This is a genomic window from Thermococcus sp. JCM 11816 (assembly GCF_055396515.1).
In genome coordinates this window covers 1,741,655-1,757,506 of sequence record NZ_AP043741.1, presented here as the reverse complement: position 1 = coordinate 1,757,506, position 15,852 = coordinate 1,741,655, and the positions used below count along the sequence as shown (strand labels likewise).

The following is a 15,852-nucleotide window of genomic DNA, read 5'->3' as shown; positions in this document are numbered from 1 at the left end:
GGATGATGAACGTAATCGAGGGAATCCTCAACACGACGCTCGGCGTTGTCTTCACCTGGGTCGGGTGGAAGACATACAGGATACTCTGGAAGTACACGCCCTACTCCTACCCGAACGCAAGGATCAGGGCAATGGAGGCAAAACTCCTGACGGAACAGCGCTTTAACGAGCTCGCCGAGAGCAGAACCCTTCAGAACTTCGTTGCCAGCCTCGAGGACACCGACTACAAGGAGACCCTCTCGAACGTCTCAAGCTATTCGGTGGAGGAGATAGAGAGGGCGCTCGATGCTTCCCTCGCGAAGACCTACGAGCTCATGTTCAAGATACTTCCCAAGCGTTCAAGGGACTTCTTCAGGCTCATGATGGAGGAGTGGGACGTCAGAAACATAGCCAACGTCGTGAAGGCGAAGCTGGCAAACGAGCCCGCCTCGGACTACATTATCGAACTCGGCCCGATGCTTCCGAAGGTCAAGGCAATGGCGGAAGCCAAGACCCTAGAGGAGATACTCGTAATCCTTGAGGGCACTCCCTACGAGGGCCCATATCAGGAGCTAATCGCTGGAAACATCGACGTCAGCACGTTTGAAACCGAACTCTACAGGATGTACTATAAGAAGCTTCTCAACTATGCCCGCTCAAGGAAGGACGATGAAAAAACTCTTCTCACGGAGTTCATTAAGCTCAAGATAGACAAACTCAACTTAATGACCACACTCAGGGGGAAACTGGCAGGGCTTTCAGCCAAGGAAATACGCTCAATGCTCATCCCCGGTGGTTCACTGGACGTTGAGCCCCTCTTGCACATAGATTCCATCGAAATGACGCTTGCCCAGCTGGACTCAACGGAGTACGGTGAGTTCATAAGGAAAGTCCGTGAGGAGGCCGAGAAGGACATCAGCGTCATCGAGAGGGCCTTTGACGAGCACCTGATCAAAAAGGTCACGGAGTTCGACAGGTTCCATCCGCTCAGCATAGCTGCTCCCCTCGCCTACGTGCTCAAGAAGGAGAGGGAAGTCAGGAAGCTCAGGGCCATGGTAAAGCTCATAGGTGATGGCCTCGAACCTGAAGTGATCAAGGAGTTTGTGGGTGAGGTCGCATGAAGATAGCCGTGCTCGGGGACAGCGACACCGTACTCGGTTTCCGCCTTGCAGGTGTCCACGAGGCTTATGCCTTCGAGGAAACTCCACTGGACATTGAAAGGCTCAAGAATAAACTCAACGAACTTATTGAGAGAGAGGATGTTGGGATAATCCTGATAACCGAGAGACTGGCAGAGAAGGTTGAAATTCCCGATGTTAAGCTCCCTATCATCCTTCAGGTGCCGGATAAGTCCGGCTCTAAACTGGGTGAAAAGGCCCTCAGGGAGATAGTAAGGAGGGCCATTGGTGTCGAGTTGAAGAGGTGAAGGAAAATGGGAAGGATAATACGCGTTACAGGACCACTCGTCGTTGCGGACGGCATGAAAGGGGCCAAGATGTACGAGGTCGTCCGCGTCGGAGAGATTGGACTCATAGGAGAAATCATCCGCCTTGAGGGTGACAAGGCCGTCATACAGGTCTACGAGGAGACCGCTGGTATAAGACCGGGTGAGCCCGTCGAGGGAACGGGTTCATCCCTGAGCGTTGAGCTCGGTCCCGGGCTTTTGACAGCAATGTACGACGGTATTCAGAGGCCGCTCGAGGTTCTCAGGCAGCTCAGTGGAGATTTCATAGCGAGGGGTCTCACCGCTCCCGCTCTCCCGAGGGACAAGAAGTGGCACTTCACTCCAAAGGTCAAGGTCGGCGACAAGGTCGTCGGTGGAGACGTCCTCGGTGTGGTTCCCGAGACCAGCATCATTGAGCACAAGATACTCGTCCCGCCATGGGTCGAAGGTGAGATAGTTGAGATCGCCGAGGAGGGCGACTACACCGTCGAGGAAGTCATAGCCAAGGTCAAGAAGCCCGACGGAACCATCGAGGAGCTCAAGATGTACCACCGCTGGCCCGTCCGTGTCAAGAGGCCCTACAAGCAGAAGCTCCCGCCGGAGGTTCCGCTCATCACCGGTCAGAGAACCATTGACACCTTCTTCAGCCAGGCCAAGGGTGGAACGGCCGCAATCCCTGGCCCGTTCGGTTCGGGTAAGACCGTCACCCAGCACCAGCTCGCGAAGTGGAGTGACGCTCAGGTCGTCGTCTACATCGGTTGCGGTGAGCGCGGTAACGAGATGACCGACGTTCTTGAGGAGTTCCCGAAGCTCAAGGACCCGAAGACCGGAAAGCCGCTCATGGAGAGAACCGTTCTCATAGCCAACACCTCAAACATGCCCGTCGCTGCCCGTGAGGCTTCAATCTACACAGGAATCACCATCGCCGAGTACTTCCGCGACCAGGGCTACGACGTCGCTCTGATGGCAGATTCGACTTCAAGATGGGCAGAGGCCCTCCGTGAGATTTCAGGCCGTCTCGAGGAGATGCCCGGTGAGGAGGGTTATCCAGCCTATCTAGCCTCCAAGATAGCCGAGTTCTATGAGAGAGCTGGTCGTGTCATCACCCTCGGAAGCGACGAGAGGGTAGGCAGTGTTTCGGTCATAGGTGCCGTTTCACCGCCCGGCGGTGACTTCAGCGAGCCGGTCGTCCAGAACACCCTCCGTGTCGTCAAGGTCTTCTGGGCCCTCGACGCTGACCTCGCTAGGAGAAGGCACTTCCCAGCTATCAACTGGCTTAGGAGCTACTCGCTCTACATCGACGCCATCCAGGACTGGTGGCACAAGAACGTCGACCCAGAGTGGAGGAAGATGCGCGATACGGCAATGGCGCTCCTCCAGAAGGAGGCGGAACTCCAGGAAATCGTCCGTATCGTCGGTCCGGATGCCCTGCCAGACAGGGAGAAGGCGATACTCATCGTCACCAGGATGCTCCGTGAGGACTACCTCCAGCAGGATGCATTCGACGAGGTCGACACCTACTGCCCGCCGAAGAAGCAGGTAACGATGATGCGCGTCATCCTCAACTTCTACGAGAAGACCATGCAGGCAGTTGACAGGGGGGTTCCTGTTGACGAGATAGCCAAGCTTCCGGTCAGAGAGAAGATAGGCCGTATGAAGTTCGAGCCAGATGTGGAGAAGGTTAGGGCGCTCATCGATGAGACCAACGAGCAGTTTGAAGAGCTCTTCAAGAAGTACGGGGCGTGATGATCATGCCGGGTATGGAGTACTCAACCGTTAGCAAGATTTACGGGCCGCTGATGATAGTCCAGGGCGTCAAAGGCGTTGCTTACGGTGAGGTCGTTGAGATAGAGACCGAGAGCGGCGAGAAGAGGAAGGGACAGGTCCTTGAGGCAAGGGAGGACATGGCCATCGTCCAGGTCTTCGAGGGAACCAGAGACCTCGACATCAAGACCACCAGGGTTCGCTTCACGGGCGAGACCCTCAAGGTTCCGGTTTCAATGGACATGCTCGGAAGGATATTCAACGGTATCGGCAAGCCGATCGACGGCGGCCCGGAGATCATCCCTGAGGACAGGCGCGATGTGCACGGTGCGCCGCTCAACCCGGTCGCCCGTGCCTACCCGAGGGACTTCATCCAGACCGGTATCTCGGCCATAGACGGTATGAACACGCTCGTCCGCGGCCAGAAGCTCCCGATATTCAGCGGTTCAGGTCTGCCGCACAACATGCTCGCGGCCCAGATAGCGAGGCAGGCAAAGGTCCTCGGTGAGGAGGAGCAGTTCGCGGTAGTTTTCGCGGCCATGGGTATCACCTACGAGGAGGCAAACTTCTTCAAGAAGAGCTTTGAGGAGACCGGTGCAATAGAGAGGGCGGTCCTGTTCCTTAACTTGGCAGACGACCCGGCAATAGAGCGTATCATCACCCCGCGTATGGCCCTCACAGTTGCAGAATACCTCGCCTTCGACTACGACATGCAGGTTCTCGTTATCCTTACGGATATGACCAACTACGCCGAAGCCCTTCGTGAGATTTCAGCTGCCAGAGAGGAGGTTCCCGGAAGGCGTGGCTATCCGGGTTACATGTACACCGACCTGGCAACTATCTACGAGCGTGCTGGTCGTGTGAGGGGCAAGAAGGGAAGCATAACCCAGATGCCCATCCTCACAATGCCTGACGACGACATCACCCACCCGATTCCAGATTTGACCGGTTACATCACCGAGGGGCAGATCGTTCTCAGCAGGGAGCTCCACAGAAAGGGTATCTACCCACCAATTGACGTTCTTCCGTCCCTCAGCCGTCTGATGAAGGACGGTATTGGAAAGGGTAGAACCAGGGAAGACCACCCGCAGCTCAGCCAGCAGCTCTACGCGGCCTACGCCGAAGGTAGGTCTCTCAGAGACCTCGTGGCAGTCGTCGGTGAAGAGGCCCTGAGCGAGACCGACAGGAAGTACCTCAAGTTCGCGGACAGGTTCGAGAGGGAGTTCGTCGCCCAGAGGTACGACGAGGACAGGAGCATCTTCGAAACCCTCGACCTCGGCTGGGAGCTGTTGGCGGAGCTCCCGGAGAGCGAGCTCAAGCGTGTCAGGAAGGAGTACATCCTCAAGTACCACCCGAAGTACAGGAAGAGGGGCGAGTGAGCCCCTTCAAAATTTTTAGGTGGTCGAGATGGCAGAGCTGCTCAACGTGAAGCCCACCAGGATGGAGCTCCTGAACCTCAAGAGGCGCATCACCTTAGCTAAAAAGGGCCACAAGCTCCTCAAGGACAAGCAGGACGCCCTCGTCATGGAGTTCTTCACCATCTACGACGAGGCGCTCCGCCTGAGGGAAGAGCTGAACGAGAAGATGATGGAGGCCTTTAAAGCCCTCCAGAGAGCGGAAATTGACGTCGGTACACTCCGCATGAAGGAGATAAGCCTCTCAGTCAAGCCAAACAGGGAGGTTGAGGTAAAGACCAGGAACGTGATGGGCGTTCCAGTCCCGCTCATCGAGGCCGAGTCCTTCAAGAGGAGCGCCGGAGAAAGGGGATACGCCTTCGTCTCAAGCTCGGCAAGGGTGGATCTGGCCGCAGAAAAGTTTGAAGAGGTTCTTGACTTAGCCGTCCGCCTTGCCGAGGTAGAAGAGACCCTCAAAAGGCTCGCCAAGGAGATCGAGGTCACTAAGAGGCGCGTCAACGCTCTCGAGTACATCATAATTCCGCGCATGGAGGCAACCGTCAAGTTCATCAAGCAGCGCTTGGATGAGATGGAGCGCGAGAACTTCTTCAGGCTGAAGAGGGTCAAGGCCCTCATTGAGGCCAGAAGTGGCTCTTAAGTGTTTTTCTCTTTTATTCCGGTTTATGTAGGTTCTTATGTAGGCAAACTGCTTAAATATTTCCTTTGTTAAACTTTTCTGGAGAGTGGTGGCTATGGGAGAATACTTCATAGAACCTGGACTCGACCCTCGAAAAGATCACGTTCTCTACAGGGATGAGGAGCATACGGTCGTTTACTTGGGCACCCAGGAAGGTGGTGAGGACGTTGACGTCAACAGCTATCTGATAGTCAGCAGGGGGAGAGGTTTCCTCCTGGATCCAGGAGGGTACAAGATATTCTCAAAAGTTCTCGCAAACGCCTCCAAGTACGTTGATCCAAGGAACATAGAGTACATCTACATCTGCCACCAGGATCCCGACGTTGCCGGAAGCCTTCCCCTGTGGAGGGAGATAAGCAACGCTAAGATAGTTACCCACTGGCTCTGGACGAGGTTTCTGCCGCACTTCGGCTTTGAGGACTCCAAGAGTGTAACCCACGAGCTTCCCGATGAGGGCGAAACCCTGAACTTTGGCGCCACTACGCTTGAGTTCATACCTGCACATTTCCTCCACAGTCCGGGGCACTTCACGGTGTACGACCGCAGGAGCAAGTTTCTGTTTACTGGGGACATAGGAATAGCCCTCCTAGACGATCCCTACATAGTCGTTGAAAACATGGAAAGACACATACAAGCTATGAGGCCCATACACGAGAGGCTCATGGCGAGCAACAAGGCCATAAAGGCCTGGCTCAACAGGGTGAGACACCTCGATGTAGAGGCTATACTGCCACAGCACGGCGCTATAATTCCAAAGAGACACATTCCAAGATTCTACGACTTCCTTGAGAACCTCAAGTGCGGGGTCGATCTGCTCCGCTGAGGTGGTAGCATGGATATCAGGAACATAGAAAAGGCATCGAGCGCACTTGCACAATCGGTTAGAATAAAAACCTCGAGCAAAGAGTCCAGCAGGATAATCAGTGAGCTGGCGGAGGAAATCAGTGGGCAGTTCATGGATAACAACACGACCATAATAGAGAACATCGCCAAGCTTTCCGAGGTTATGGAGCAGCTTGAAACGTTTCAGCGGGACTTTCTTCCTTTCTTTCAGCGTTTTGAGACCTTCGCCAAGGAGTTTAACACCCTCGTGGAAAACCTGGAGTACGTTTCAAGGATAAGCGACTCAATAGCAACCGTTGCAAAGCAGACAAACCTCGTTGCCTTAAACGCCTCTATTGAAGCGGCAAGGGCGGGCGACGCTGGAAGGGGTTTCGCCGTTGTGGCTGAGGAGATAAGAAAGATGGCAGTCCAGACGATGGAGCTGGCCAAGGAGATAAAGGACTTCAACTCCAAGGTAATGAACCAGCTTGAAACTCTGAGGGATGCACTGGCGGTTATGGACAGAATAAAGGAGGGAACAGAAATCCTTGGCAAAGATATAAGCACAATAGTTGAGATAAGCTCCGTCCTCAGTGAGATCTCCAAGGAGCAGGAGGAAATCGTTAACGATATCAAAAGGCTCAACGGAATAGCGGTCGCCCTCAAAAAGTTCTCGGAAATGCAGGACAGATACAATAAAGAACTAGCGTCCCTGCTTAGGAATATGGTTAGCGAATACTCGAAGGAGAGTGGTGCAAATGACTGAAAAGCTGTTTTATAAGGATCCCTACCTTCGTGAAGCTAGGGCAAAGATTGAAAAAATTGAAGCCGTAGAAGACGGGAAGATAAGGGTTCTTCTCGACAGAACAATATTCTACCCAGAAGGGGGTGGCCAGCCCTCGGACAGGGGGATTATCGAGGGAGACGGTTTCAGGGTTCTAGTCGAGAAAGTCAGCGGAAAAGAAGAGATATGGCATGAAGGAAAGTTAGAAGGGAGGCTGCCAGAGGCTAGGGAAGAAGTTAGGCTCGTTCTCGACTGGGAGTGGAGATACGAGAACATGAAGAACCACACTGGCCAGCACGTTCTTTCGGCGATAATCAAAGGGCTCTACGGGGCAGAGACAACGGGCTTCCAGATTTTTGAGAACTACAACAAGATCGAGATTGACTATCCTGGAGAACTTACGTGGGAGATGATACACGAGATAGAGAGAAAGACCAACGAAGTCATCTGGGGCGATCTTCCGGTGGAAGTGGAGGAGTACCAGTACCTCCCGGAGGACGTTGTGAAAATCCTCAGAAAGCATGTCAGCAAAGTCCACGATAGGATAAGAATCGTCAAAATCGGAACCGTTGATGCGACACCATGCGGAGGAACCCACGTGAAGAGCACCCGCGAGATTGGCTTCCTCAAGATACTCAGGTTCTACAGGAAGAGCAGGAAGCTCTGGAGGATAGAGTTCGTCGCGGGGAACAGGGCTATAAAAGCTCTCAACAACATTCTATCGGATTACTGGAACGCACTAGACGAGATGCCAAACAAAAACCCGCCTCTAGTTGAAAGGGTTCAGGAGCTTAAAGAGAAAATGGACAAGCTGGAGGCAGAGAAAGATGAACTCAAGGAGGAGCTCTGGGAATGGAAGGGCAAGTACCTCCTAGAGAAGTCCGAGAAGATAGGGGACATCAGAGTGGTAACCCTGATTGAAGGCAAGCCTATGAAAGAAGTCCAGGGCTTTGCGGTGAAATTCGTTGAGAAGAACCCCAGAACGGTACTGCTCGTGGTAGGAGAGAACTATGTACTATTTGCCAGAAACGAGGATGTAAACGTTTCAATGAGGGAGCTCTTTGAGCGAGTGGCTTCGCAGCTGGGAGGAAAGGGCGGAGGAACCGACAACCTGGCCAGAGGGAAAGTTGATGCAGAGCCGAGAGTAATACTGCAGACCGCCAGGGACGTACTAAAAGAACTGCTGGAGGGTTAAGCGGGAGAAAGGATATAAACACCGAACACGAAAGTATGGACACCAATCACACGTTACTAACTCAAAAGTGGTGATTACATTGGATCAGGCAATCCCCAATGTTGAATTCGTGGACTTCTCACATCTAGTCGAGACAATACAGCCAGGTGAGACGGTACTGATAGAGCACAGGACATCATACGTCCCAGAATTCACGTTAAAACTGGTCGCAGATTACACCAAGGAGAATGGAGTACCTCTCGTAATAGACGACAATTTTGACACGCTGTACACTCTAATCCTCCACCTCAGGCTCATGGGCGTGGAAGTCGACCTTGACCATGCATACGTCATAAAAACTGGGGGAACTCACAATATCGGAGGAAAAGTCAAGCGGATAGAGTTCCATCCTGACCCGAGGGTGTACCTTAGAAACTACATCAACGCAAGTGCTGAGATTTTGGTTGAGGGAAAAACACCTGCGATAAATCTGGTTCTTGGGTTAGAAAACATCCTTATGATCATGCGCGATTCCAGGGACTTCTACCGACTTCTGCTAAGCCTCCAGAGATACGTTGGGAACAAAAATAGAATTGCACTCTACCTGATAAACAGGAACATAGTCGAGAGCATGATGCCCGGCTTCTTCCTCCCAGAGCTTGAGAGGATAGCGACTACCGTCATCGAAACGAACTCCTACCCCACCGGTGCGATTCTGACGTTTAAAAAGAGTATTAATCCTGCCGTGATAGGCACCACTGTTGGAATAGACGTGGGGGGGATCGTTAGTGGAGAACGAAACCAGAACCCATGATTATTCAAGAATCCCATTTTTCCAAGGCGAGAACCTTAAACCAGGTAGTCTTGTTCTTATTGAAAACATCTCCTCCCCAGGTGCGAAACTGAGCTTCTATGCACTTCTAAAGGTATCCAAGGAAAAAGGGATTCCCCTGATCGTGGAAGATATATTCGACACCCTCCCGATTTACGTAAAACACATTGAGCTGATGGGTTTCTATGTCCCATCGGAAAGCATTAACGTCATTAAAGTGGCCGGGATAGATAGCGTTGGGAACGTCGTGGAAAAGCTCTCATTCGAGGCCGATCCAAACTTCTACATCCCGAAGAAGGAGAGAGCAGTTTCAAAGATTGTCGGAGATAATACTCCCCACATCCTCCTCATTCTCGGCCTGGAACGGTTGTTAATGTTCCAGCGCAATCTGCGTGACCTGTATCCAATAGTGAGGTACTTCAGGGAAAACCTAAACTCCCCGAACAGGGCCACGGTAAGCATCATAGAAACACCCGTCCTGAATAGCATTAAGCCAAACCCATTACCAATGCTCGAATCAGTCGCCTCTTCAGTTATAGAGCTCTACATGGAAAATGAGGCACTGATAGTACGTCCCAAAAAGGCCCTCTCACTATTTACCGTCAATGCTGAGAGGTTCAAAGTCAGCCTGGGCGACATCGTTGAGGTGCTGAGGGAATGGTAAGGATACTCGGGAGGAAACGACATAAAGGGGAAATAATAGCGTCAAGGTACCCCGTTGGAAAGTTCAGGGTCGAGAAAGTCCTAAAAGTCGCGTTCAGAGAGGTTTTGGTGGGGGAAGTCCTCGAAGGGATTATATATCCCGGCTACAAGCTCAAGGGGTCGAGCGTTGGGGTCATCAGGGCTATTGAACGAGAGCACAGAAAAGTTGACTTTGCCGTTGCTGGAGACAAAGTTGCCCTTATGATGGAAAGCCCAACAAAAGCCGAGGAAGGCCAGATTCTTGAGGTTTACCAGTCGTGAGGTGGTTAAGATGATAATCTGGGACGACCACTTCCACGTTGACCCGTACCACGGTCTCTTTCTGGAAGCGGTGAAGCAGTTCCACAGGGCGGGGGGAACACATCTCGTCGTTGTTTACAAAACAGCCCACGACTACGGATTTCCAGGACTTAGGGCTGAGGACTTCATGAAGGCGATGGATTTCCACGTTGAACTCGTCGAAAAGATAAACCGGGAGACGCCGGTTAAGGCCTATGCCGTCGTTGGAGTCCACCCGGCTGAGTTCGACTACCTAGCGAGGCAGAAGGGGCTTGAGTACGCCAAAAACGAAGTTATGAAAGCCCTGGAGTACGCCCAGAAGCTCTGCCTCGAAGGAAAGGCCATAGGCATAGGAGAGATAGGAAGGCCCCACTACGAGGTTCCAGCGGAGATCTGGGAAGCGAGCATAGAACTGATGAAGTACGGGATGAGCTTAGCGAAGGAAGCTGACTGCGCCGTCCAGCTCCACACGGAAAGCTTCAACGAGGAGAAGTTCAGGGAGCTTGGGGAGTACGTGAAGGAAGTCGGGATAAAGCCCCACAAGGTCGTCAAGCACTTCTCCCCACCTCTTGTGAAAGTGGCAGAAGAAGTTGGGGTCTTCCCGAGCGTCATAGCGAGCAGAAAGAACATCGAAGAGGCAATAAAGCAGGGAAACCGCTTCATGATGGAGACCGACTACATAGACGACAAAAGAAGACCCGGAGCCGTTCTCGGGCCAAAGACCGTCCCCAAGAGGACGAAGGCCTTCCTCCAGCAGGGCATATTCACTGAGGAAGACGTCTACAAGATTCACGTCGAGAACCCGAAAAAGGTGTATGGAGTGGAAATAGAGGGGTGAACTCAGGAGAAAAGCTCCAGCGGAGAGTAACCCTCCACAACCTTCTTCACTTCCAGCTCCATCCCGAAGGCGTTTGTAATGGTTCCTTCCTTGGCCGCCCAGAGGCCCGCGGGAAGAACCAACACGTCCCCATCGAGCTCCCTCTCGGCCCTTCCAATCACTACGTAGGCCTTGCTCTCCGGGATTCCGACTATTCCAGCCCTTATGAGTCCGGCGGCGTTAACTCCCTCGTGGAGGATGAGCGTCGGGGCTTCGAGAGGCTCCGCTGGCCCCTCGAGTATAGCAACCTCGTAGTCTTCCTCGACCACATCCTTGTCCTTCAGCAGGAGCTTTAGGAGCGGGTACTTCTCGGGGTCGGCCTTCAGGAGAACGCGCTTTGCCTTTCTAATGTCTTCGAAAGTCGCGGTTGAAAGCCCTCCCTCGACCGTTGAGCCTATGGGAATGCCGCGCTTCTCGGCGAACTCCTTAAAGAAGGCTATCTCCTCGTTGGTGAGCTCCGGAGTGAGTATGAGCGCGTAGTCCCTCTCGGCTATGAACCTCCTAGCCTCCTCCCAGCTCACGGGCTCTCCGTTTAGGAGTGGTCCAGCTAAGTCCTCGGCCCAGGGTCTCATGAAGCGGCAGACGTCGCAGAGGTGTCCGTTCCAGCCCTCCTCAACCCTCGAAGCCCTAACGAGCATGCCGTCGTAGACCTCTATGTTCATCTCGCACGCAAAGGAACACCCGTTGCAGACCGTTTTAACGGGAGTTGTCTTCCACGGGCCGGGCTTGAGGAAGGGAAGCTTCTCGGTTATAGCCCCAACCGGACAGAGGTCTATCATCTCGCCGATGAAGACTCCTTTAGCATCCCCGAGAGTGTCGCCCAAGGGCGGAGAAATCATCGTCTTGAAGCCCCTGAACATGTAGTCAACGACGCCCTCCCCCGCAACCTCGTGGGTGAAGCGGACGCATTGGCCGCAGAGGACGCACTTGTTGTTGTCGAGGACTACGAACGGGTGGCTCTCGTCGAGCTCGAACCTGTTCCCCTCCCCCTCGAAGGCGTCCTGCCTCGCGTTGTAGAGCGTGGCGTACTCCCGCAGCTTACAGCGGAAGACCTCCATACAGCCGCAGCTCATACACCGCTTTGCCTCCTTAAGAACCTGCTCCTCCGTTAGGGGAGGCTCAACCTCCTCGAAGTTCCTCTTCCTGACCTCTGGGTCGAGGAGTTCCACCTTCGCCCTCGGCCTTCTCTCAACGTGCTCGTAGTCTTTCTCGGTGACCTTCTTCCAGTGGTTGTATGGCCTGAGGTCGAAGAGAACCCTGTAAAGGTCTTCATCACTCAAAACTTCCTCGATGTGCTTCTCGGGTTCAAGCAGAACTTCCCTCGCCTTCTCAAGCTTGCCCTTGAGGTAGAGGTCTATCATTATCGCCGCCCTTCTTCCGGTGGCGATGCTCTCTATGACGGTCGAGGGACCGAGGACGAGGTCTCCACCTGCGAAAACTCCAGGAAGGTTTGTCTGAAGGGTTACATCGTCCACAATGGCCTTCCCGCGCTTGGCCTCGATGCCGAGACTCCTTAGGAACTCCTCGTCGCAGTACTGGCCTATCGCCAGGATGACGTTGTCGGCCTTAACGCGGAACTCGGAACCCTCTATTGGTATCGGCCTCCTCCTGCCGCTCGCGTCAGGCTCGCCGAGGCGCATCTTTATCAGCTCGACCTCCTCAACTTTGCCGTCTCCAAGAATCCTGATCGGGTTCGTGAGGAACAGGAACTCGATGCCCTCCTCAATGGCCTCCTCGACCTCGCGCTCGTTGGCAGGCATCTCCGCCTTGGAGCGGCGATAAACGACGGTAACCTTAGCCCCGAGCCTCAGAGCCGTCCTTGCCACGTCCATTGCCGTGTTTCCGCCGCCGACCACTATGACGCGCTCGCCGAGCTTCACTTCTTCGCCAGTGTTGACCTTCCGCAGGAACTCTATGCCGTGCATCACTCCCTCAAGCTCCTCTCCCGGGATGCCCATCCTCCTGCTCTTCCACGCCCCGACGCCGAGGAAGACGGCATCGTACTTCTCCCTTAACTCATCAAGGGTAACGTCCCTCCCGAGGGCAGTATTTGTCTTCACTTCAATGCCCGTCTCGATGACGGTCGCGATGTCTTTGTCGAGAACATCTCTCGGAAGCCTGTAGGGTGGGATTCCATAGCGCATCATGCCGCCCAGCTCGGGCATGGCCTCAAAGATGGTGACCTCGTGGCCCATCGTGCGCAGGTAGTAGGCGCAGGCGAGACCAGCTGGCCCGCCTCCGACGACGGCGATGCGCTTCCCAGTCGAAGGCGGAATTTCGGGCATCCACGGGCCGTGCTCAAGGTCGTAGTCAGCGGCAAAGCGCTTCAGCTGCCTTATCGCCAAGGGCTCGTCAACGAGATTCCTCCTGCAGGCCTCCTCACAGAAGGCAGGGCAGACCCTTCCGAGGACGGCAGGAAGAATGTACTTCTCCTTCATCAGCTTCACGGCCTCGTGGTACTTGCCCATCGCTATGAGCGCTAAATACCCCTGAACGTCGCTGTGGGCCGGACAGCCGTCCTGGCACGGCCCTATACAGTCGCCGTAGTGGTCTGAGAGGATCAATTCAAGGGCGGTCTTCCTCATCGAGATGACTTCATCGGCGAGCGTTTCAACGCTGAGGCCTTCCATAGGCTTGAGGGTGCAGGAGGTTGTAACGCCCCTCGGCGTGCTCACGAGACAGAGACGACAGGAGCCGTAGGGTTCAAGCTCTTCCGTATAGCAGAAGCCCGGGACGTGGGTAATCTCCCTTAGAAACTCTATGAGGGGCTTTCCTTCAGGAACCTCCGTTTCCTTACCGTTCAGGATAATCTTGACCATCACTCCTCCCTCCCGGTGAGAATCTCTATGGCGTTGAAGCGGCACACCTCGTAGCAGGTACCGCACTTGATGCACGCCTCTTGATCGATGAAGTGAGGCTTGAGCCTCTCGCCGCTGATGGCTTTAGCCGGGCAGAAGATAGCGCAGGCGGTGCAGCCCGTGCACTTATCCGTTATTATGACGTACCTTATGAGCGGCTTGCAGACCTTCGCCGGACAGCGGCCGTTTATGTGCTCTATGTATTCTTCCCTGAAGTAGCGGAGCGTCGTTAGAACCGGGTTCGGGGCGGTCTGCCCGAGACCGCAGAGCGAGCCGGCCTTAACCTGATAGGCGAGCCGCTCAAGCTTTTCAAGGTCCTCCTCGGTCGCCTCTCCCCTCGTGAACCTGTCGAGTATCTCCCACATCCTCTTGGTGCCTATACGGCAGAAGGTGCATTTACCACAGGACTCCTTCACCGTGAAGTCGAGGAAGAACTTGGCGACGTCAACCATACAGGTGTCCTCGTCCATAACCACCATTCCGCCGCTTCCCATTATCGCTCCCGTTGCATTCACGCTCTCGTAGTCAACGGGAGTGTCGAAGAGCTCCTCTGGTATGCAGCCGCCGGAAGGCCCGCCGAGCTGAACAGCTTTAATCCTCTTACCCGTCTTCGTCCCGCCGCCTATCTCGTAGAGTATCTCCCTAAGCGTGATTCCCATCGGAACCTCAACGTTGCCGCCGTGCTTTATCTTGCCCGACAGTGCGAAGACCTTGGTGCCCTTGCTCTTCTCCGTCCCAAGGGAGGCGTAAGCTTCCCAGCCGTGCCTTATTATCCAGGGCACGTTCGCCCAGGTCTCCACGTTGTTTATGTTGGTTGGTTTGCCCCACAGGCCCTTCTGGGCAGGATAAGGCGGCCTCGGCCTCGGCATTCCGCGCTTGCCCTCGATGGAAGCAATCAAAGCGGTCTCCTCACCACAGACGAAGGCCCCAGCACCTTCCTTTATCTCAATGTCAAAGGAAAAGCCAGAACCGAGGATGTTCTCGCCCAGAAAGCCCCTCTCCCTGGCCTGTTTCAGGGCTATCTTTAACCTTCTTATCGCCAGCGGGTACTCGGCACGGACGTATATGAAGCCTTTGGTAGCTCCAATCGCGTAGGCGCCGATTATCATTCCCTCGATCACGCGGTGTGGATCCCCTTCAAGGACGTTCCTGTCCATAAATGCCCCAGGATCGCCTTCGTCGGCGTTGCAGACGATGTACTTCTCGTCTCCCTTCGCTTGGCGGGTGAACTTCCACTTCAGGCCGGTGGGGAAGCCCGCGCCTCCCCTACCCCTCAGGCCAGACTTGGTGATTATTTCAATTATCTCCTCCGGATCCATATTAAGGGCCTTTTTGAGGGCCTCGTAGCCGCCTGCCTGGATGTACTCGTCTATGTTCTCGGGGTCGATGTAGCCAGAGTTCTCGAGGACTATCTTCTTCTGCTTGGCGAAGTAACCATCCACGTCCCACGTCTTCCTCTCGCCGTTCTCCCACCAGTCGCGCTTGACTATCCACTCCTTTATGAGCCTCCCGTTGATGACGTGCTCCTCTATGATCCTCGGAACCTTCTTTGGGTCAACGTGGCCGTAGGTTATGATTTCGTCCTCAGTGATTATGTCCACGAGGGGCTCGCGGTAGCACATACCGACGCAGCCGACTATCTTGAGTTTGATGTTGAGGTTCCTCTTCTCCAGCTCCGCCTTAATTGCCTCGTAGGTCTCCCTGGCACCGGCCGCTATACCACAGGAGTTCATGCCGACCGCTATGGCCTTGATCTCAGACATCGAGCTTCCCCTCCTTGAGTTGCTTGACCAGCTTCCTCACCTTGTCGGGCGTGAGCTTGCCGAAGACCTTCTCGTTGATCATTATGACCGGAGCGAGGCTGCAGCAGCCGAGGCACGCAACCCTTTCAAGCGTTACGAGGCCATCCTCTGTGGTCTGCCCCTCCTCTATGCCGAGCTCCTCCTTTAGGGCCTGAGCTATGTTGACGGCACCGTTGACGTGGCACGCTGTCCCGTGGCACACCTTCACCACGTACTTCCCGAGCGGCTCAAAGCGGAACTGCGCGTAGAAGGTGGCAACGCCGTAGACCCTGCTGAGCGGAATTCCAAGGTAGTTCGCAATCTCCTCAAGAACTTCCCGCGGGAGATAGCCGAAGCGCTCCTGCGTCCTCTGAAGAAGGGGGATGAGTGAGCTCGGCTCGGGTGGATAAGAGCGGATGTAATCTAAGCCAGCCCCCATTTTTCTCACCCATTAATCACATGTTA

At 54.4% G+C, this 15,852-nt stretch carries 15 protein-coding genes; 12 read left to right on the top strand and 3 right to left on the bottom strand.

Features of this window, described 5'->3' with window-relative positions; translation table 11 throughout:
• Positions 1–2: 2 nt before the first annotated feature.
• The 12 genes from ACZ5TN_RS09740 to ACZ5TN_RS09685 all read left to right on the top strand — a co-directional run bounded on the left by ACZ5TN_RS09740 (position 3) and on the right by ACZ5TN_RS09685 (position 10,709).
• On the top strand, positions 3–1,100 hold the full coding sequence (locus ACZ5TN_RS09740; protein ID WP_464917613.1) for a V-type ATP synthase subunit C: 1,098 nt from the start codon (positions 3–5) through the stop codon (positions 1,098–1,100).
• Positions 1,097–1,405: a V-type ATP synthase subunit F gene (locus ACZ5TN_RS09735; protein ID WP_011250552.1), complete on the top strand. Its 309-nt coding sequence runs from the start codon at positions 1,097–1,099 to the stop codon at positions 1,403–1,405. Before ACZ5TN_RS09740 ends, ACZ5TN_RS09735 begins: the two co-directional genes overlap by 4 nt.
• 6 nt (positions 1,406–1,411) lie before the next feature.
• Positions 1,412–3,169 (top strand): ATP synthase subunit A, encoded by a 1,758-nt coding sequence (locus ACZ5TN_RS09730; RefSeq protein ID WP_464916622.1) that lies wholly within the window; start codon positions 1,412–1,414, stop codon positions 3,167–3,169.
• 5 nt (positions 3,170–3,174) lie between these two features.
• Positions 3,175–4,566: an ATP synthase subunit B gene (locus ACZ5TN_RS09725; RefSeq protein ID WP_048053740.1), complete on the top strand. Its 1,392-nt coding sequence runs from the start codon at positions 3,175–3,177 to the stop codon at positions 4,564–4,566.
• Between the two features lie 28 nt (positions 4,567–4,594).
• Complete coding sequence (locus ACZ5TN_RS09720) at positions 4,595–5,239, top strand: V-type ATP synthase subunit D (protein ID WP_011250555.1); 645 nt, start codon at positions 4,595–4,597, stop codon at positions 5,237–5,239.
• 94 nt (positions 5,240–5,333) lie between these two features.
• Positions 5,334–6,101 (top strand): oxygen-binding di-iron domain-containing protein, encoded by a 768-nt coding sequence (locus tag ACZ5TN_RS09715; protein ID WP_464917612.1) that lies wholly within the window; start codon positions 5,334–5,336, stop codon positions 6,099–6,101.
• Between the two features lie 9 nt (positions 6,102–6,110).
• Positions 6,111–6,866: a methyl-accepting chemotaxis protein gene (locus tag ACZ5TN_RS09710; RefSeq protein WP_011250557.1), complete on the top strand. Its 756-nt coding sequence runs from the start codon at positions 6,111–6,113 to the stop codon at positions 6,864–6,866.
• A complete protein-coding gene (locus ACZ5TN_RS09705; RefSeq protein ID WP_464916621.1) occupies positions 6,859–8,079 on the top strand; it encodes an alanyl-tRNA editing protein in 1,221 nt (406 codons plus the stop codon). Before ACZ5TN_RS09710 ends, ACZ5TN_RS09705 begins: the two co-directional genes overlap by 8 nt.
• 79 nt (positions 8,080–8,158) lie before the next feature.
• Positions 8,159–8,872 carry a DUF257 domain-containing protein gene (locus tag ACZ5TN_RS09700; RefSeq protein WP_464916620.1) on the top strand — a complete coding sequence of 238 codons (714 nt, stop codon included), beginning with the start codon at positions 8,159–8,161 and terminating at the stop codon, positions 8,870–8,872.
• The gene (locus tag ACZ5TN_RS09695) at positions 8,847–9,554 is read left to right on the top strand and encodes a DUF257 domain-containing protein (RefSeq protein ID WP_464916619.1); all 708 of its coding nucleotides are present in this window, start codon (positions 8,847–8,849) and stop codon (positions 9,552–9,554) included. Before ACZ5TN_RS09700 ends, ACZ5TN_RS09695 begins: the two co-directional genes overlap by 26 nt.
• Complete coding sequence (gene pbp11 / locus ACZ5TN_RS09690; protein WP_464916618.1) at positions 9,548–9,853, top strand: tRNA-binding protein Pbp11; 306 nt, start codon at positions 9,548–9,550, stop codon at positions 9,851–9,853. The genes ACZ5TN_RS09695 and pbp11 overlap by 7 nt, the downstream gene beginning before the upstream one ends.
• A gap of 10 nt (positions 9,854–9,863) precedes the next feature.
• Complete coding sequence (locus ACZ5TN_RS09685) at positions 9,864–10,709, top strand: TatD family hydrolase (RefSeq protein WP_011250562.1); 846 nt, start codon at positions 9,864–9,866, stop codon at positions 10,707–10,709.
• Positions 10,710–10,711: 2 nt separating this feature from the next.
• Here ACZ5TN_RS09685 and ACZ5TN_RS09680 read toward each other — a convergent pair whose 3' ends face one another.
• From ACZ5TN_RS09680 to nuoE, 3 genes are read right to left on the bottom strand one after another with little or no spacing between them, the layout of a single operon-like run.
• Positions 10,712–13,567 carry an NAD(P)-binding protein gene (locus tag ACZ5TN_RS09680; RefSeq protein ID WP_464916617.1) on the bottom strand — a complete coding sequence of 952 codons (2,856 nt, stop codon included), beginning with the start codon at positions 13,565–13,567 and terminating at the stop codon, positions 10,712–10,714.
• Positions 13,567–15,369 (bottom strand): NADH-quinone oxidoreductase subunit NuoF, encoded by a 1,803-nt coding sequence (nuoF, locus tag ACZ5TN_RS09675; protein WP_464916616.1) that lies wholly within the window; start codon positions 15,367–15,369, stop codon positions 13,567–13,569. The genes ACZ5TN_RS09680 and nuoF overlap by 1 nt, the downstream gene beginning before the upstream one ends.
• Positions 15,362–15,826, bottom strand: a complete 465-nt coding sequence (nuoE, locus tag ACZ5TN_RS09670; RefSeq protein WP_011250565.1) for an NADH-quinone oxidoreductase subunit NuoE — start codon at positions 15,824–15,826, stop codon at positions 15,362–15,364. Before nuoE ends, nuoF begins: the two co-directional genes overlap by 8 nt.
• Between the last annotated feature and the right edge of the window lie 26 nt (positions 15,827–15,852).